We start from the raw sequence: 19828 nt of genomic DNA, 5'->3' as shown, positions 1-19828 counted from the left end.
TATAAATAGAATATCTTAGAGTTCTTCTTCTTTTCGCTTAGAAACACCTAAGGCAGCTAGAAGTGCAGCTGATAGAAGTCCTGCGCCTACCACACCTACTTCATGGTTGCTATTGTCACCAGTCTTAGGAAGGGTTCCTGACTTAGCTACTACTTTGGTTGTTCCTGCAGGTTTTGTTGGCTTAGCTGGAACTGTTGGAGCTGTTGGAACTACTGGTTTTATTGGATTAGTAGGGCCAGTTGGGCCTGTAGGACCGGTTGGACCTGTAGGGCCGGTTGGACCAGTTGGGCCTGTAGGACCTGTAGGACCGGTTGGACCAGTTGGGCCGGTTGGACCAGTTGGGCCTGTAGGACCAGTTGGACCAGTTGGACCGGTTGGACCAGTTGGACCGGTTGGACCTGTAGGGCCGGTTGGACCAGTTGGACCGGTTGGACCTGTAGGACCGGTTGGACCGGTTGGACCAGTTGGACCGGTTGGACCTGTAGGGCCTGTAGGACCAGTTGGACCGGTTGGACCTGTAGGACCGGTTGGACCAGTTGGACCGGTTGGACCAGTTGGACCGGTTGGACCGGTTACACCCTTGCCATCTTTACCGTCCTTACCATCTTTACCATCTTTTCCGTCTTTGCCGTCCTTACCATCTTTTCCATTTCTGATAATTGTAGAAGATGTTACTTCATCAGAATCAACCTTACCATTGTTATTCTTATCAATTCCAACAAGAATAGTAACACTACCATCTTCATTTTCAACGAGCGTTACAAGTGAGCTTTGACCATCTTTTCCGTCTTTGCCATCTTTACCGTCTTTTCCATCTTTAACGATAGTAGCAGAGGTTACTTCATCTGAATCAAGCTTACCATTGCCATTTGTATCAAAACCAATCTTAATGGTGTGTGTTCCATTTTGGTTATCAACTACTTCTGCTAATGGTGTCTTACCATCTTTACCGTCTTTCACGATAGTCGTTGACGTTACTTCACTTGGATCAAGTTTACCGTCGCCGTTCTTATCAAGACCGACCTTAACAGTGTGCGTACCGTCGTTGTTGTTAACTACTTGAGTTAATGATGATTTACCATCTTTTCCATCTGCACCAGTTGCACCAGTCGCTCCTGTAGCACCAGTTGCGCCGTCTTTAACGATAGTCGTTGACGTTACTTCACTTGGATCAAGCTTACCGTCGCCGTTCTTATCAATACCAACTTTAACAGTATGAGTACCGTCGTGGTTGTTAACTACTTCAGCTAATGGAGATTTACCATCTTCACCCTTAGCTCCTGTTGCACCTGTAGCACCAGTTGCGCCATCTTTGACGATAGTCGTTGACGTTACTTCACTTGGATCAAGCTGACCGTTGTTGTTCTTATCTAGACCGACTTTAACAGTATGAGTACCGTCGTGGTTATCAACTACTTCAGTTAATGATGATTTACCATCTTTACCATCTTTACCATCTGCACCAGTTGCTCCGGTCGCTCCTGTAGCACCAGTTGCGCCGTCTTTAACGATAGTTGTTGACGTTACTTCACTTGGATCAAGTTTACCGTCGCCGTTCTTATCGAGTCCAACTTTAACAGTATGAGTACCATCGTTGTTGTTAACTACTTCAGCTAATGGAGACTTACCATCCTTACCATCTTTGATGATAGTTGAAGATGTCACTTCGTCTGGATCAAGCTGACCGTTGTTGTTCTTATCAAGACCGACTTGAACAGTATGGGTGCCATCGTTATTGTCTACAACCTTAGCCAATGATGGCTTGCCATCCGCTCCGGTTGCGCCTGTAGCACCAGTTGCGCCATCTTTCACGATAGTCGTTGACGTTACTTCACTTGGATCAAGCTTACCGTCACCGTTCTTATCGATTCCAACCTTAACAGTATGAGTGCCGTCGTTGTTGTCTACGACTTGAGCCAATGATGGCTTGCCATCTTCTCCTTTAGCGCCAGTTGCGCCTGTAGCACCAGTTTCACCTTTATCGCCTTTAGCTCCGGTTGCGCCATCTTTCACGATAGTCGTTGACGTTACCTCACTTGGATCAAGCTTACCGTCGCCATTCTTATCGATACCAACCTTAACAGTATGGGTACCGTCGTTGTTGTTAACCACTTCAGTTAATGATGATTTACCATCTTCACCTTTATCGCCCTTAGCTCCGGTCGCTCCTGTAGCACCAGTTGCGCCATCTTTCACGATAGTCGTTGACGTTACTTCACTTGGATCAAGCTTACCGTCGCTATTCTTATCAAGACCGACCTTAACAGTGTGCGTACCGTCGTTGTTGTTAACTACTTCAGTTAATGATGATTTACCATCTTTTCCATCTGCACCAGTTGCTCCGGTCGCTCCTGTAGCACCAGTTGCGCCGTCTTTCACGATAGTCGTTGACGTTACTTCGCTTGGATCAAGCTTACCATCACCATTCTTATCGATTCCAACCTTAACAGTATGAGTACCGTCGTTGTTGTTAACTACTTCAGCTAATGGAGACTTACCATCCTTACCGTCTTTGACGATTGTTGAAGATGTTACTTCGTCTGGATCCAACTGACCATTGACGTTCTTATCAAGTCCGACTTGAACAGTATGAGTGCCATCGTTGTTGTCTACAACCTTAGCCAATGATGGCTTGCCATCTTCACCCTTAGCTCCAGTTGCACCTGTAGCACCAGTTGCGCCATCTTTCACGATAGTCGTTGACGTTACTTCACTTGGATCAAGCTTACCGTCGCCATTCTTATCGAGTCCAACTTTAACAGTATGAGTACCGTCGTTGTTGTTAACTACTTCAGTTAATGATGATTTACCATCTTCACCCTTAGCTCCGGTCGCTCCTGTAGCACCAGTGGCACCGGTTGCGCCAGCTTTTCCATCTTTGACGATAGTTGAAGATGTTACTTCATCTGGATCCAACTGGCCGTTATTGTTCTTATCAAGTCCGACTTGAACAGTATGGGTACCATTGTTGTTATCGACAACCTTAGCCAGCGGAGATTTACCATCTTTTCCGTCTTTGACGATAGTTGAAGATGTTACTTCGTCTGGATCCAACTGACCGTTGCCATTCTTATCAAGACCAACTTTAACAGTATGAGTGCCGTCGTTGTTGTCTACGACTTGCGCCAATGATGGCTTGCCATCTTCTCCTTTGGCACCAGTTGCACCAGTTGCACCAGTTGCGCCAGTTTCACCTTTAGCTCCGGTCGCTCCTGTAGCACCAGCTTTTCCATCCTTACCATCTTTGATGATAGTTGAAGATGTTACTTCCTCTGGATCCAACTGACCGTTGTTGTTCTTATCAAGTCCGACTTGAACAGTATGGGTGCCGTTGTTGTTGTCAACAACCTTAGCTAGTGGAGATTTGCCATCCTTACCGTCTTTGACGATTGTTGAAGATGTTACTTCGTCTGGATCCAACTGACCATTGCCATTCTTATCAAGACCAACTTTAACAGTGTGAGTGCCGTTGTTATTATCGACAACTTGCGCCAATGATGGCTTACCATCTTCACCTTTTGCTCCTGTAGCTCCAGTTTCACCTTTATCGCCTTTAGCTCCGGTCGCTCCTGTAGCTCCAGTTGCGCCAGCTTTTCCATCTTTGACGATAGTTGAAGATGTTACTTCTTCTGGATCAAGCTGACCGTTGTTGTTCTTATCGAGTCCGACTTGAACAGTATGGGTACCATTGTTGTTGTCTACAACCTTAGCCAGTGGAGATTTTCCATCCTTACCGTCTTTAACGATAGTAGATGAGGTTACCTCATCTGGATCCAACTGACCATTGCCGTTCTTATCAAGACCAACTTTAACAGTGTGAGTGCCGTTATTATTGTCCACGACTTGGGCTAATGATGGTTTGCCATCTTCTCCTTTAGCTCCGGTCGCGCCTGTAGCACCTGTTGCGCCTGCTTTTCCATCCTTACCATCTTTGATGATTGTAGATGATGTTACTTCATCTGGATCCAACTGGCCGTTATTGTTCTTATCGAGTCCGACTTGAACAGTATGAGTGCCGTTATTGTTATCAACAACTTTAGCTAGTGGAGATTTGCCATCCTTACCGTCTTTGACGATTGTTGAAGATGTTACTTCGTCTGGATCCAACTGACCATTGCCGTTCTTATCCAGACCAACTTGAACAGTATGGGTGCCGTTGTTATTATCGACAACTTGGGCTAATGATGGCTTACCATCTTCTCCTTTAGCGCCAGTCGCACCTGTAGCACCAGCTTTTCCATCCTTACCATCTTTGATGATTGTTGAAGATGTCACTTCGTCTGGATCAAGCTCACCATTACCGTTCTTATCAAGACCGACTTGAACTGTATGCGTGCCATTGTTGTTATCAACAACCTTAGCCAATGGAGATTTACCATCCTTACCGTCTTTAACGATTGTTGAAGATGTTACTTCGTCTGGATCCAACTGTCCGTTGCCGTTCTTATCAAGACCAACTTTAACAGTGTGAGTACCGTCGTTGTTATCTACAACTTGAGCTAATGATGGCTTACCATCTTCTCCTTTATCGCCCTTAGCTCCGGTCGCTCCTGTGGCACCTGTTGCACCTGTCGCACCTGTCGCACCTGTTGCGCCAGCTTTTCCATCTTTGACGATAGTTGAAGATGTTACTTCATCTGGATCAAGCTCACCATTTCCGTTCTTATCAAGACCAACTTGAACTGTGTGTGTGCCATTGTTATTGTCGACAACTTTAGCTAGTGGAGATTTTCCATCCTTACCGTCTTTGACGATTGTTGAAGATGTTACTTCATCTGGATCCAACTGGCCGTTGCCGTTCTTATCAAGACCAACTTTAACAGTGTGTGTACCGTCGTTGTTGTCTACGACTTGCGCCAATGATGGCTTGCCATCTTCACCTTTGGCACCTGTTGCGCCAGCTTTTCCATCTTTAATGACTGTAGAAGATGTCACTTCATCTGGATCAAGCTGACCATTGTTGTTCTTATCGAGTCCGACTTGAACTGTGTGTGTGCCATTGTTGTTATCAACAACCTTAGCTAGTGGAGATTTTCCATCCTTACCATCTTTAACAATGGTAGATGAGGTTACTTCGTCTGGATCCAACTGACCGTTGCCATTCTTATCAAGTCCAACTTTAACTGTGTGAGTGCCATCGTTGTTGTCTACGACTTGAGCCAATGATGGCTTACCATCTTCTCCTTTGGCACCAGTGGCGCCTGTTGCTCCAGTTTCACCTTTATCGCCTTTGGCTCCGGTTGCTCCGGTAGCACCTGTTGCGCCAGCTTTTCCATCTTTAATGACTGTAGAAGATGTCACTTCGTCTGGATCAAGCTCACCATTACCGTTCTTATCGAGTCCGACTTGAACAGTGTGAGTACCGTTGTTGTTGTCTACAACCTTAGCTAGTGGAGATTTACCGTCCTTACCGTCTTTAACGATGGTAGATGAGGTTACTTCATCCGGATCCAATTGGCCATTGCCATTCTTATCAAGTCCAACTTTAACTGTGTGTGTACCGTCGTTGTTGTCTACGACTTGCGCCAATGATGGCTTGCCATCTTCACCTTTGGCACCAGTTGCGCCTGTTGCTCCAGTTTCACCTTTATCGCCTTTGGCTCCGGTCGCGCCTGTAGCACCAGTGGCACCGGTTGCACCAGCTTTGCCATCCTTACCATCTTTGATGATTGTAGATGAAGTTACTTCGTCTGGATCAAGCTCACCATTTCCGTTCTTATCAAGACCGACTTGAACTGTGTGTGTGCCATTGTTATTGTCGACAACCTTAGCTAGTGGAGACTTACCATCCTTACCGTCTTTGACGATTGTTGAAGATGTTACTTCATCTGGATCCAACTGACCATTGCCGTTCTTATCAAGACCAACTTTAACTGTGTGAGTGCCGTTGTTATTGTCCACGACTTGAGCTAATGATGGCTTACCATCTTCTCCTTTAGCACCAGTGGCGCCGGTCGCACCGGTTGCGCCAGCTTTTCCATCTTTGACGATAGTTGAAGATGTTACTTCATCTGGATCCAACTGGCCATTATTGTTCTTATCGAGTCCGACTTGAACAGTGTGAGTACCGTTGTTGTTATCGACAACCTTAGCTAGTGGAGACTTACCATCCTTACCGTCTTTAACGATTGTTGAAGAGGTTACTTCATCTGGATCTAATTGACCATTGCCGTTCTTATCAAGACCAACTTTAACAGTATGCGTGCCATCGTTGTTGTCTACGACTTGCGCCAATGATGGCTTGCCGTCTTCACCTTTATCACCTTTAGCTCCGGTCGCTCCTGTAGCTCCAGTTTCACCTTTATCACCTTTAGCTCCGGTTGCTCCTGTAGCTCCAGTTTCACCTTTATCGCCTTTGGCTCCGGTCGCTCCTGTAGCTCCAGTTTCACCTTTATCGCCTTTGGCTCCGGTCGCTCCTGTAGCACCTGTGGCACCTGTTGCGCCAGCTTTTCCATCCTTACCATCTTTGATGATTGTAGATGATGTTACTTCGTCTGGATCAAGCTCATCATTGCCGTTCTTATCGAGACCGACTTGAACTGTGTGCGTGCCATTGTTGTTGTCTACAACTTTAGCTAGTGGAGACTTACCATCCTTACCGTCTTTGACGATAGTAGATGATGTTACTTCGTCTGGATCTAATTGACCATTGCCGTTCTTATCAAGACCAACTTTAACAGTATGAGTGCCGTCGTTGTTGTCTACGACTTGGGCCAATGATGGCTTGCCATCTTCACCTTTGGCACCAGTTGCGCCTGTAGCTCCAGTTTCACCTTTATCGCCTTTAGCTCCGGTTGCACCAGCTTTTCCATCCTTACCATCTTTGATGATTGTAGATGATGTTACTTCATCTGGATCAAGTTCGCCGTTGCCGTTCTTATCGAGACCGACTTGAACTGTATGCGTGCCATTGTTGTTGTCTACAACTTTAGCAAGTGGAGATTTTCCATCCTTACCGTCTTTGACGATTGTTGAAGAGGTTACTTCATCTGGATCCAACTGACCGTTGCCGTTCTTATCAAGACCAACTTTAACAGTATGCGTGCCATCGTTGTTGTCAACGACTTGCGCCAATGATGGCTTGCCGTCTTCACCTTTATCGCCTTTGGCTCCGGTCGCTCCTGTAGCTCCAGTTTCACCTTTATCGCCTTTGGCTCCGGTCGCTCCTGTAGCACCTGTGGCACCTGTTGCGCCAGCTTTTCCATCTTTGACGATAGTTGAAGATGTTACTTCGTCTGGATCAAGCTCACCATTACCGTTCTTATCAAGACCGACTTGAACTGTATGCGTGCCATTGTTGTTGTCTACAACTTTAGCTAGTGGAGATTTTCCATCCTTACCGTCTTTGACGATTGTTGAAGAAGTTACTTCGTCTGGATCCAATTGGCCATTGCCATTCTTATCCAGACCAACTTTTACAGTGTACGTGCCGTCGTTGTTGTCTACGACTTGGGCCAATGATGGCTTACCATCTTCTCCTTTGGCACCAGTGGCGCCTGTTGCTCCAGTTTCACCTTTATCGCCTTTGGCTCCGGTTGCTCCGGTAGCACCTGTTGCGCCAGCTTTTCCATCTTTAATGACTGTAGAAGATGTCACTTCGTCTGGATCAAGCTCACCATTACCGTTCTTATCGAGTCCGACTTGAACAGTGTGAGTACCGTTGTTGTTGTCTACAACCTTAGCTAGTGGAGATTTACCGTCCTTACCGTCTTTAACGATGGTAGATGAGGTTACTTCATCCGGATCCAATTGGCCATTGCCATTCTTATCAAGTCCAACTTTAACAGTGTGAGTGCCGTTGTTATTATCGACAACTTGGGCTAATGATGGCTTGCCATCTTCTCCTTTAGCGCCAGTTGCGCCAGCTTTTCCATCCTTACCATCTTTGATGATTGTAGATGATGTTACTTCGTCTGGGTCAAGCTGACCGTTGTTGTTCTTATCGAGTCCGACTTGAACTGTGTGTGTGCCATTGTTATTATCGACAACCTTAGCTAGCGGAGATTTACCGTCCTTACCGTCTTTAACGATGGTAGATGAGGTTACTTCATCTGGATCCAATTGGCCATTGCCGTTCTTATCCAGACCAACTTTAACAGTGTGAGTGCCATTGTTATTATCGACAACTTGGGCTAATGATGGCTTGCCATCTTCTCCTTTAGCTCCTGTTGCACCTGTTGCGCCTGTTTCACCTTTATCGCCTTTAGCTCCAGTGGCTCCAGTTGCACCTTTATCACCCTTAGCTCCGGTTGCACCAGTAGCACCTGTTTCACCTTTATCACCTTTAGCTCCGGTCGCGCCTGTAGCTCCAGTTGCACCAGCTTTTCCATCCTTACCATCTTTGATGATTGTAGATGATGTTACTTCGTCTGGGTCAAGCTGACCGTTGTTGTTCTTATCGAGTCCGACTTGAACTGTGTGTGTGCCATTGTTATTATCGACAACCTTAGCTAGCGGAGATTTACCGTCCTTACCGTCTTTAACGATGGTAGATGAGGTTACTTCATCTGGATCCAATTGGCCATTGCCGTTCTTATCCAGACCAACTTTAACAGTGTGTGTACCGTTGTTATTATCGACAACTTGGGCTAATGATGGCTTACCATCTTCACCTTTGGCACCAGTCGCGCCTGTGGCACCTGTTTCACCTTTATCGCCTTTGGCTCCGGTTGCTCCGGTAGCACCTGTTGCGCCAGCTTTTCCATCTTTAATGACTGTAGAAGATGTCACTTCATCTGGATCAAGCTGACCATTGTTGTTCTTATCGAGTCCGACTTGAACAGTATGGGTGCCATTGTTATTATCGACAACCTTAGCTAGTGGAGATTTTCCATCCTTACCATCTTTAACAATGGTAGATGAGGTTACTTCGTCTGGATCCAATTGGCCATTGCCGTTCTTATCCAGACCAACTTTAACAGTGTGAGTGCCGTTGTTATTATCGACAACTTGGGCTAATGATGGCTTACCATCTTCTCCTTTAGCGCCAGTCGCACCTGTTGCGCCTGTTTCACCTTTATCACCCTTAGCTCCTGTGGCACCGGTAGCACCTGTTTCACCTTTATCACCTTTAGCTCCAGTCGCGCCTGTAGCACCAGTGGCACCGGTTGCGCCAGCTTTTCCATCCTTACCATCTTTGATGATTGTAGATGATGTTACTTCGTCTGGATCAAGCTCACCATTTCCGTTCTTATCAAGACCGACTTGAACAGTATGGGTACCATTATTGTTGTCGACAACTTTAGCCAATGGAGATTTTCCATCCTTACCATCTTTAACAATGGTAGATGAGGTTACTTCGTCTGGATCCAACTGACCGTTGCCATTCTTATCCAGACCAACTTTAACAGTGTGCGTGCCGTTGTTATTATCGACAACTTGGGCTAATGATGGCTTACCATCTTCTCCTTTAGCGCCAGTCGCACCTGTTGCGCCTGTTTCACCTTTATCGCCTTTAGCTCCAGTGGCTCCAGTTTCACCTTTATCACCCTTAGCTCCAGTTGCACCGGTAGCACCTGTTTCACCTTTATCGCCTTTAGCTCCGGTTGCACCTGTAGCACCAGTGGCACCAGCTTTTCCATCCTTACCATCTTTGATGATTGTAGATGAAGTTACTTCGTCTGGATCAAGCTCACCGTTACCGTTCTTATCAAGACCGACTTGAACAGTATGAGTACCGTTGTTGTTGTCAACAACCTTAGCTAGTGGAGATTTACCATCTTTTCCGTCTTTAACGATAGTAGATGAGGTTACTTCATCTGGATCGAGCTGGCCATTGCCATTCTTATCCAGTCCAACTTTAACAGTGTGGGTGCCGTTGTTATTATCCACGACTTGGGCTAATGATGGCTTACCATCTTCTCCTTTAGCGCCAGTCGCGCCTGTGGCACCAGTCTCACCTTTATCGCCTTTAGCTCCGGTCGCGCCTGTAGCTCCGGTTGCACCTGTGGCGCCAGTCGCGCCCTTATCACCTTTTGGTCCTGCTGCACCTGTGGCTCCAGTTGCGCCAGTGGCACCTTTATCGCCTTTTGGTCCTGCTGCACCTGTGGCTCCGGTTGCGCCAGTCGCGCCCTTATCACCTTTTGGTCCTGCTGCGCCTGTGGCTCCAGTTGCACCAGTTGCGCCTTTATCGCCTTTTGGTCCTGCTGCACCTGTGGCTCCGGTTGCGCCTGTTGCACCTTTATCACCCTTAGGTCCAGTTGGTCCCGCATTACGTTTGACAACCATGATGGTATCTACAGGATCAACGTAATTGTGTCCTTTAAATCCTCTTACAGTTCCACCATTTTTAAGTGTCTCAAGTTCTTGAGCTGTAAACTTAGGATTCGGTACGTCATTTAGGTTTTCTGGTTTTGGTCCTACAACAATAACTTGTCCGTCTTTACCTTGTTGGTAAACAATCTGAGAACCAGTTTGATTGTCGAAGGCGCGTTTTTGATCTGGAGTGGCATTCTCATAATCTACGACTCTGACATTATGTGGAATATCCATGACAAATCTGTCATAAGACTTTTCTGGTTCTGGTGCTGGAACTTCATTGACATATGCTGCAGGAGTATAAGTCAAATTAGGGTTAGTTACGACGTTATTCGCTTTTACGTTGGTATTAAATGAGAACCATTGGCGAATCGGACGTGGCCAGTGCTGACCAGGGTTAGTGGTGGCAATATCAAAGCTCAATGATGTACCACTTGTAACTTTTGCAGCACCCGCTCCCCAGAATTCATTTGGATTACCTTGTTGGTCCCATTGATATTCAGTTTGGCCTTTATAAGAGTTATTCTTACCATTTGCATAGTACCAACCATTTGCCTGTGGAACGATAGAAGAACCTACAATTTGTACATTCTGCATATTTGAGCTCAAATTACCATAAATTTCAGCGTAAATATCATTCCCGTGGTGGTTACGTGAAGCGAAAGAAACAACACCAGGTGTTCTGCCAAAGTCTACCTTAGTGCCATCCGCATAATAGAATTCCCATTCCATATGCAATTGGTTACCAGTTCCTTTACGATCATAGCTGGATCCATTCCAAACTGTCATAGTTGGATCTTTATGGATAGCCATTACCATACTATCATCATAAGCAGAACTCTTCTTAGGCGTATATCGAGCAATAGCTTTCGTAATAGGTCGACCACCGGCAAATGAGTTATGCAAGGTGTACTCTACTGTTGTGGTTCTACCAACTTGCGTATGAACCATGTAGTAAGCATCTGTTTGATCCTTGATGATTCGCTCTGCTGCCGGTTGGCTTGTATCGGCTCTAGTGATAACTGCATTCGGTTGAGTAGTTGTCCCGTCTCGCCACTCATTGTAGCTCCGACTATCCAAAGCTTCACGAACATATTGATTTCGGGATGTGAGCGTACTGTCTTTGACGAACCAGTCTCCTTGTGCCAGCCTAATCCTAGCCGTTGCGTTTGGCTCATCAGAGAACACGAGGTTTTGAGGAGCAATTTGTTGCAAACTTCCTTCTTGACCAGTTAGTTGTTGAGCTCTTTGTTTAGCCGTCAAGTAATCAGAGATTTTTCTATTCATTGCCTGAGCTTCAGTATTTTGAAGATCCGCTGCTTGACGTTCTAATCTGCGTCTTTCTTCGTCAGTTGTTGCGGTTCCAAAATTTCTAAGCTGGTTCGGTGTAACTGGCAAGTTCTCTGATGCTGCTCTATCCAACTGAGTTTTCAAGGCATTCGCTTGAACTGTAGCTAGATTACCATCTTGAGTAACAGTATAGTCAGATCCTTGGCGAGTAGCACCAGTATTTCGGAATCCTGATGTACCACTAACACTTCTGAATCCTGATGTGCCTGAACGCTTAGGTTGTGCGGCTTCATTAGTTTCAGAACTTGCTGTTTTTGCCTCTGATTTTTCTTCTTTTGGCTCAGCCTTTTCTTCTGCTTTAGCTTCTTTCGGAGCGCTTGTTTCTTCTGACTTTTCATCTTTTGAAACAGCTGCTTCTTCTGCTTTAGCTACTTCTTCAGTGCTAGGTGCTGCTTGTTCCTTAGCTTCAGTTGCTTGAACATCTGCACTTACTGACGCAGCATTCTTTTCAGGTTCGGCTTGTGCTTCAGTTGCCGGTTTCTCAGACTCTTTTTCATCTGAAACTCTAGCAGCTTCTGCTACTTGAGCTGCTTGATCTTGTGCAGAAGGACTAACTTCTTGCGCACTTGCAACTCCCCCTCCTAGAAAGAAAATACTTGATCCTAGAAAAACTGAACATGCACCCCATGCTCTCGTCTTACGAATTGTAAAACGTTGCCTTTCTATTTTCTTCCAGTCTTGTCCCATGTATTGGAACCCTCCTTATTATTTAAAATTGTCACTCCCTCAAGTGTACCATATAAGTGGGATTTAAGCAATTTTATAGCCCTTTTATTACTTAATCATTTTTAGCAAAACTGTCCAATTTTTGAGTATTGCTATTTTAAAAATTCACAGTAAATTTTATAAGTGTTTCTGATCTATTCGAACAGTATATTTATACATTTTTTAGTTTATAGATTTGGTTAATTATTCTAGGCATAAAAAAATCCTGAAAATAAATTTCAGGACCCTGATATTTTCATATCATCAAAGAAAAACTTTTCTAGGTTTGTAGGTTTCTTCCCTTTTTTCTAAGATGGCGATAAGCTTACCTTTATGGAAACCAGCCAAGATTGTTGCCGCATTTTCAATGAAAATAAAGCGACCGTGGCGGACTTCCTCTAGCTGCTCTACCGTTAGTTCAATCTTGGGTAGATCACCTGTCCCCAACTCCAAAGGCTGAAGAAATGTAAAATCCTCCACTGCCACTCGCTCCGCTATTTCATCCAAGGTCAAAGCATCATCCAAGCTCATACCTGCTGAAGAAGTCCTTGTCAGCTGGGACATGTGACTGGCAAAGCCCAGCTTAGCTCCTAAATCAACAGACAGGGTTCGGACATAGGTCCCCTTGCTGCACTTGACTCGAAAACGAAAACGAGCTTGCTCATCTTCATAGGCAATCGGACTGGTGCGCTCAAAGCTATAGATAGTCACCTGCCGCTCTGGGCGCTCCACTTCTTGACCTGCACGCGCATACTCATAAAGCTTACGGCCATTAACCTTGACTGCTGAGTACATGGGCGGTATCTGGCGAATCTCACCAGTCATAGATTCCATGGCTTCATCTATGAGAGCTTCTTCTAAAAGCTCTGTCACCGGCGTCCGCTCTAAGATGTCTCCGCTGGCATCTTCTGTTGTCGTTGAGCATCCTAGCGTAATCTCCCCCTCGTAGACCTTGCCTTCCTCCTGCATAAACTCGACCAAGCGTGTCGCCTTGCCCACAGCAATCGGAAGCACCCCGACTACATCTGGATCCAAGGTGCCCCCGTGACCAATTTTCTTCGTTCCCAAAATTTTACGCAGCTTAAAGACCGCATCATGCGAGGTCATGCCCGCTTCTTTTCTTAAGTTGATAATTCCGTTCATTGATTAACTTTCTAAAAATACTAAAACTCGCTTTTGGAAGCCCTTATGCTGTTCATATTTGCTGTAGACATTACTTTGTTTCCTCTGCTATTTTTCATGATTTATTTATGTTGACTTTTTAAATGCAAAGCAAAGCCGGCAGTCACTTTTTCAAATCCAACCGCCTTATAAAACTGATGTGCAGCATTTCGTTCAGCAGTTAATCCACTATTTAGAGCCAGTGCCTTAACTCCTTCTTTTACCGCTTGTTTTTTCAATTCATTGATTAGCCTACTAGCAATTCCTTGTCGTCTTGCTTCTTTTGCAACTGACAAAGCTAAAATACGATAGTAAGATCCATCTGATTCAAAAAAGAAGAGCTTTGCATAACCTAAGAAACCTAAAATTTCTCCGTTTCTTTCAGCTAAAAGACAGCCATAATGCGGCTGAGAGAGAATCATTTCTAAACGTCGAGCCAGCTTAGAAGCGGTCGTTGGATAGCCCAAGTCTTCGTATAGAGACAGTAAGGCTTCAGCATCTTTCATGGTTACTTTTCGTATCTGCATAGGAGCCTCCTAGTCTCCCTTCAAAGCTTCAAACTTAGCTTTCATAGTAGGATTTTTGCGTGTCAGTTTTTTGACAGAGACGTCGTCCAGCTTGTTGTTTGCTAAGCGCAGCTGGTTTTCAGAGGTCGTCAGGAATTTCTTGATTTCTTCCATCCGGCGGATAGCTTTGTCAATCTCTTCGATGGCCTTGCCAAAGTTGGTCGAAGCAGACTGATAGTTCTTGGCGAAAGCTACTTTAAAGGCATCCAAATCTTCCTCAAAATGCGTAATATCAATGTTCTGCTCCCGCACCAAGGCCAGTTCTTGCTTGTACTGGAGCGAGTTGAGCGCAGCATTACGCAAGAGGGTAATCATGGGCAAGAAGAACTGTGGTCGGATAACATACATCTTCTCATAGGCATAGGACACATCGACAATACCCGAATTGTAGAGTTCGCTGTCAGCCTCCAGAAGTGTCACCAGAATAGCATACTCACAGCCTTTCTCCCGCCGGTCCTTATCCAGCTCTTTGAAAAAATGCTCATTTTTCTTCTTGGTCGCTGTCTCATCGCCTTCATTTTTCATCTCAAACATGATAGAGAGGATTTCTACACCATTTTCATCCACCTCACGGTAAATGTAGTCACCCTTGCTGCCTGTTCTGGCATCATTGTCCTTGCCAAACTCCGCTCGCGGAAACATGGCCATACGGTTCTTGTTAAACTCGTACTCACAGTGCTGTTCCAAACTCTCGCCAATCATTTTAGTAGACTGCTTGGCTTTGAAATCCTTATAGAACTCTATGGTCTCATCTTTCTGCCGCAGCTCTACCTCATAGCGCTCTTTAAGCGAGGTCTGAGCCAGCGCTGCTTCCTTTTCTTGCAAAACTAGCTGATTCTTAACCTCGTCGCGCTCTTTTTCCAGAGCAGACAAGGTCTTTTGCAATTGATTTTCATGCTCCAAGCGCAGAGTTGTCAGCTGATTTTCCAGTTGCTGGACTTTCTTATCCTTCTCCTGCAATTGAAGACTAGCTGCCTGCTCAGCCTCTTTCTTTGCCAATTCCTGCTGGGTCTCAAATTGAGCAATTTGACTTTGAAGATTGCTAATTTCCTGCTCTTTCTGCGATAGCAGGGCTTGTTGAGCATTCTGGGATTTTTGCTCTGCTAAAGCCAGCTCCTGCTCAATCCGAGCATGAATTTCCTTGTCAAACTCTGCAGTCCGAACCTGCGACAAAAGCTCACTGTACTGGCTCTCATTGACAGTAAAAACCTCCCCGCAGTTGGGGCATTTGATTTCGTTCATGGGGTACCTCATTCAAGATTTTTCTCTACTTCATTATATCATTCTTCCCTTTAAATGAAAAACAGCAAGCCGTTAGCCTGCTGTTTGTTGAGGGAATTAATATACTTTCCCCATTATCTTCTGAAGGGTCAATAGAAATTTTTTTAGATGTTTCCTAGTTTACCCTAAAGCATGTCCACTGAAAGTTAGCTTGTTATTTCAAACCGTCAGAAATCGGTTCAAAACTGGTAAATCCTTCATTTCCCCAACTCCTGCGTCCTCTTGTAAGCAGCTTGAACGGCAGCCATGACCGTTCCTCGAAAGGCATTTTCTTCCAGACTGGCTACCCCAGCGATGGTCGAACCGGCCGGACTGCAGACCTGATCTTTGAGCTGGGCTGGATGTTGGCCGCTGACCTGACTTAGCTTGGCAGCGCCTAAGAGGGTCTGATTGGCCAGTTCAAGCGATATGTCGCGACTGAGTCCTGCCCGCACCCCAGCATCCGCCAAAGCCTCTATAAAGAGATAGACGAAAGCTGGTCCACAACCAGCAAGAGCTGTCGCTGCATCCAACTGTTTTTCCTCTAATTTGACCAAAAGGCCAGCCGAAGACAGAAGCTCACGCAACAAGTCTTCGTCCGCTTGATTCGCTTGCTGGGATAAGGCATAGCTAATAACACCCTCGCCTACGGCTACTGGTGTATTAGGCATGATCCGAATCCAACGATGATGGCTAGGTGTCAATTTTTCTAATAGCTCCAAAGACAAACCAGCAGCCATCGAAACCAGCAAAAGAGAGTCCCGTTTTTCTAGAACTTCCTGATATTCAGCCAGCAAGTCAGCAAATTGAGCTGGTTTGATACCCAGAAAAATCACTTCTGCCTGAGCAAAAACTTCTTCATTACTGACCGGTTGTCCACCAACTTCTGCAGCAATCTTTTCAGCCTTGTCACGACTGCGATTGGCCAGTAGCAATTCGCTTCTATATCTCTCATCTTGGGCAACTAGGCGAGCTAAACTGCCACCCATATTTCCCAGACCGATAAAACCAATTTTCATCATTATTTCCTCACTTGACCCGTCCCTTGGATGACATATTTATAGCTGGTCAACTCTTTTAGTCCCATAGGACCTCTGGCATGCAGTTTTTGAGTGGAAATCCCCATTTCGCAACCAAGGCCAAATTGACCGCCATCTGTAAAGCGGGTTGAGGCATTGACATAAACTGCTGCGCTATCCACCTGCTCTGTGAAGTAAGCCGCCGCTGCATCATTCTCCGTCACAATGGCATCCGAGTGATGAGTGCTGTGAGCTTCAATATGCTCCACCGCTTCTTCCAGCGAGGAAACCAGCTTGACAGCTAAGACATAGTCCAAAAATTCGGTGTCAAAATCTTCCGGTCTAGCTTGCGAGCCTGATATATACTGAGCTGCTTTCTCATCCAAACGTAATTCAACAGCTTTTTCTTTCGCAGCATTACGATCAGTCACCAGCATCTTCTGCAAACGTGGTAAAAATGCTGCTGCAATTTCTTGATGAACTAGTAGAACTTCCATGGCATTGCAGACAGAGGGGCGACTGGTCTTGGCATTCTCAATAATCGCTAAAGCCTTGTCCTGATCAGCATCCTTATCTACATAGACATGGACTATTCCAGTACCTGTCTCGATAACCGGCACAGTCGCATTTTCCACGACTGCCTGAATCAATCCCGCGCCACCACGAGGAATGAGCAAATCCAGATATCCCTTGGCCTTCATCATTGCCTGGGCGGAAGCCCGACTGGTATCAGAAACCAACTGGATACAATCCGGCGAAATCTTGGTCTGAGCCAAGCCTTTTTTCAAAGCTGTGACAATGGCTAGCGCTGTCTGATAGGCATCCTTACCGCTTCTGAGAACGACTGCACTGCCACTCTTTAGCGCCAGAGCCGCAGCGTCTGAAGTGACATTGGGCCGGCTTTCGTAGATAATCCCAATCACGCCCATAGCCACCCGCTTTTTACTGATGACAAGGCCGTTATCAAGCTCAGTCTTTTCCAAGACTTGCCCCACAGGATCCTCCAAGTCAATCAGCTGACGAATGCCCTCTGCCATGCCAGCAATCCGATCCTCATCTAGATAAAGGCGGTCCAGCATCACATCAGAGATTTTACCTTTAGCCGCTGACATATCCAGTTCATTGGCTGCTAAAATATCCGCACGAGAAAGCCAGAGCTGCTTTGCCATTTCTTCCAACGCTTTGTTTTTCTCAGCAGTCGTAGCCGTGTTGATTGATTTTTTTGACTTTTTTACAATTTCAAATAATTCTTGTGTCGAGGTCATAGAGCCTCCTTTCGTAAGATACAATAATTTCTTTTTTCTATTGGCGAAGATGTTGGAGAGTTCGGGTAAAGAAAATAAGTAAACTCCTATTTCCTCTTAAAATTCAGAAAAGAGCAGTTGAAGCTCTGGAGTAATAGAAATCCAATCGTCACGGTGAATTACGACTCCTTTTGGCTTGCTAGAACGCAGCATATCCTTGAGGGCAGGTTTACCAAAGCGCACGCGCCCCTTTCCCAAAATCGCACCAGTCTCTTCTTCGTATACCGTCACCGTATCTTGGTAAGAAAAATGCCCATCTAACCTAACAATTCCTGATACCAGAAGGCTTTTTCCATCGTAGCGGAGTGCCTGTGCCGCTCCCTGATCTACATAGATAGTACCTTGGCTCTTGGCATAGAAGGCTAGCCACTGCTTTTGCGTCTTCAAGCCCTTATCCTGCGCTAAGAAAAGGCTCCCGTCTCGAGTCTGGCTCGCCGCCTCCAATAAAGCATTGCTTTTAAGTGACGAACAAATATAAACTGGTACACCAGACATGGTCGCAAGAGTTGCTGCTTTTATCTTTGTCAGCATGCCACCAGTTCCATTGCTCGTTCCTGCACCGCCAGCCATATCAATCAGCTCAGAGCTAATCTTGTCAATCTTTTCAAGCCGCTGGGCATCTGGATTGGTAGAGGGATTGGCCGTGTAGAGTCCATCGACATCTGTCAAGAGCACCAAGAGGTCTGCCTGAACCATGGCAGCCACTTGAGCACTGAGCGTATCATTGTCCCCCACCTTTAGCTCCTCGATCGAAACTGTGTCATTTTCATTGATAATGGGAATGGCACCCCGATTAAGGAGGACTGACAGAGCTTGGTGGGCATTTTTGTAACGCCGCTTATCCGCAAAATCATCCTGTGTCAGCAAGATCTGGGCAGACACAATCTTCTTCAAGAGCAGATTGGTGGTGTACTCCTCTAGGAGAAGGCCCTGACCAACAGCTGCCGAAGCCTGTTTATCGGCTACCTTGGTGGGGCGTTTTTTAAAGCCTAGAGAAGAAAAACCTGCCGCAATGGCTCCAGACGATACCAAAATCAACTCATGTCCGGCTTCATGCAAGACCGATAATTGATGCGTGATTTCCCGCACCTTTGCCCGCGACAGGCTACCGTCAGGATTTGTCAATGAGCTCGTTCCAACTTTAAATACAATACGCTTTGCTTTCATAGCTTCTCTTTTCCTTACTAGATTTTCTTATTATACCATAAGGATAGCAAAATTAAAAAAACAATCCTCCCCATTTCTGCTCTCCTAGCAATAGAAAATATGCTATAATATTCACAAATACTATTGGAGAAAAACTATGATTAAACTAATTGCCCTTGATATGGATGGAACCCTACTAACTGAGGAAAAAAAGATTCCTCAAGCTCATATTGATGCTATCCACCAAGCTATCCAAGCTGAAGTAAAACTGGTCCTCTGTACAGGTAGACCACTCGTGGGGGTCAAGCCCTACTATCAGGAGCTGGGCTTGGAGAATGAAAATGAATATGTCATCGTAGACAATGGCTGCGCCATCCATCAGACTAGCGATTGGCAGGTCGTTGACTGGCAAGAATTAAATCCAGATGATATTCGCTACCTCTACAGTTTAGCCGAGCAGAGCCAAGTACAGTTAACCTTGTTTGATGAAGAGCATTACTTCGTCGTGGGAGAAAAAGCCAGCAAAATTGTGACAGATGATGCAGCTCTTGTCTTTACGACTCCTACTGAAATCAGCCTTGAAGAAGCTTGCAGCGGTCAGCATCGAATGTTTCAAGCTATGTTTCTAGGAAATCCTGAGCAGGTAGATGATTTTGAGACCAAGTTCGCTCAAGAGCTCTGCCAACGATTCAGTGGCGTCCGTTCCCAGCCTGTCATCTACGAGGCGATGCCAAAAGGTGTTACCAAAGCCTTTGCCCTAGAGCGTCTAGCACAACGCTTAGAGATCAATCCTGAGGAAATCATGGCACTGGGCGATGCGAATAACGATATTGAAATGCTGCAATTTGCTGGCTTGGGCATTGCCATGGGGAATGCTAGTCAATATGTCAAAAACTTGGCCGACTATGTAACAGAGAGCAATGAAGAAAATGGTGTCGCCACAGCTATTGCTAAGTTTATTTTAGAGCACTAATCCTGTACGATCATCCCATTTCCATAAATTAAAAAGACAGCTGTAGGAGAGAGAGCAACTGTCTTTTTTTGATATAAATCAACTAAG

At 45.6% G+C, this 19828-nt stretch carries 8 protein-coding genes; 1 reads left to right on the top strand and 7 read right to left on the bottom strand.

Annotated features, from left to right (window positions below; genetic code table 11):
- Positions 1-15: 15 nt before the first annotated feature.
- The 7 genes from ACWPVL_RS10420 to proB form a co-directional block, all read right to left on the bottom strand.
- On the bottom strand, positions 16-12294 hold the full coding sequence (locus tag ACWPVL_RS10420; RefSeq protein ID WP_454388782.1) for a collagen-flanked surface repeat-containing protein: 12279 nt from the start codon (positions 12292-12294) through the stop codon (positions 16-18).
- A gap of 282 nt (positions 12295-12576) precedes the next feature.
- Entirely contained in the window at positions 12577-13455 is an 879-nt protein-coding gene (gene truB / locus ACWPVL_RS10415; RefSeq protein WP_447450666.1) for a tRNA pseudouridine(55) synthase TruB, read from the bottom strand.
- Positions 13456-13556: 101 nt separating this feature from the next.
- Positions 13557-14000, bottom strand: coding sequence for an N-acetyltransferase family protein (locus ACWPVL_RS10410; RefSeq protein WP_454388780.1), 444 nt, complete (start codon positions 13998-14000; stop codon positions 13557-13559).
- A gap of 9 nt (positions 14001-14009) precedes the next feature.
- The gene (locus ACWPVL_RS10405; protein ID WP_454388778.1) at positions 14010-15281 is read right to left on the bottom strand and encodes a DUF2130 domain-containing protein; all 1272 of its coding nucleotides are present in this window, start codon (positions 15279-15281) and stop codon (positions 14010-14012) included.
- Between the two features lie 236 nt (positions 15282-15517).
- On the bottom strand, positions 15518-16318 hold the full coding sequence (gene proC, locus ACWPVL_RS10400; protein ID WP_454389024.1) for a pyrroline-5-carboxylate reductase: 801 nt from the start codon (positions 16316-16318) through the stop codon (positions 15518-15520).
- Between the two features lie 2 nt (positions 16319-16320).
- Positions 16321-17583 carry a glutamate-5-semialdehyde dehydrogenase gene (locus tag ACWPVL_RS10395; RefSeq protein WP_454388776.1) on the bottom strand — a complete coding sequence of 421 codons (1263 nt, stop codon included), beginning with the start codon at positions 17581-17583 and terminating at the stop codon, positions 16321-16323.
- 96 nt (positions 17584-17679) lie between these two features.
- Positions 17680-18789 carry a glutamate 5-kinase gene (proB, locus tag ACWPVL_RS10390; RefSeq protein ID WP_454388774.1) on the bottom strand — a complete coding sequence of 370 codons (1110 nt, stop codon included), beginning with the start codon at positions 18787-18789 and terminating at the stop codon, positions 17680-17682.
- A gap of 136 nt (positions 18790-18925) precedes the next feature.
- Here proB and ACWPVL_RS10385 point away from each other — a divergent pair, with 136 nt between their 5' ends.
- Positions 18926-19741 (top strand): Cof-type HAD-IIB family hydrolase, encoded by an 816-nt coding sequence (locus ACWPVL_RS10385; RefSeq protein WP_454388772.1) that lies wholly within the window; start codon positions 18926-18928, stop codon positions 19739-19741.
- Positions 19742-19828 lie beyond the last annotated feature (87 nt).

It is taken from the genome of Streptococcus sp. Marseille-Q8145, assembly GCF_965112035.1.
This window is presented reverse-complemented; position numbering and strand designations above follow the sequence as displayed.

Coding starts and splice junctions, on each gene's coding strand:
- ACWPVL_RS10420 (WP_454388782.1), bottom strand. CDS start 12,294: ATGGGACAAGACTGGAAGAAAATAGAAAGGCAACGTTTTACAATTCGT.
- truB (WP_447450666.1), bottom strand. CDS start 13,455: ATGAACGGAATTATCAACTTAAGAAAAGAAGCGGGCATGACCTCGCAT.
- ACWPVL_RS10410 (WP_454388780.1), bottom strand. CDS start 14,000: ATGCAGATACGAAAAGTAACCATGAAAGATGCTGAAGCCTTACTGTCT.
- ACWPVL_RS10405 (WP_454388778.1), bottom strand. CDS start 15,281: ATGAACGAAATCAAATGCCCCAACTGCGGGGAGGTTTTTACTGTCAAT.
- proC (WP_454389024.1), bottom strand. CDS start 16,318: ATGAAAATTGGTTTTATCGGTCTGGGAAATATGGGTGGCAGTTTAGCT.
- ACWPVL_RS10395 (WP_454388776.1), bottom strand. CDS start 17,583: ATGACCTCGACACAAGAATTATTTGAAATTGTAAAAAAGTCAAAAAAA.
- proB (WP_454388774.1), bottom strand. CDS start 18,789: ATGAAAGCAAAGCGTATTGTATTTAAAGTTGGAACGAGCTCATTGACA.
- ACWPVL_RS10385 (WP_454388772.1), top strand. CDS start 18,926: ATGATTAAACTAATTGCCCTTGATATGGATGGAACCCTACTAACTGAG.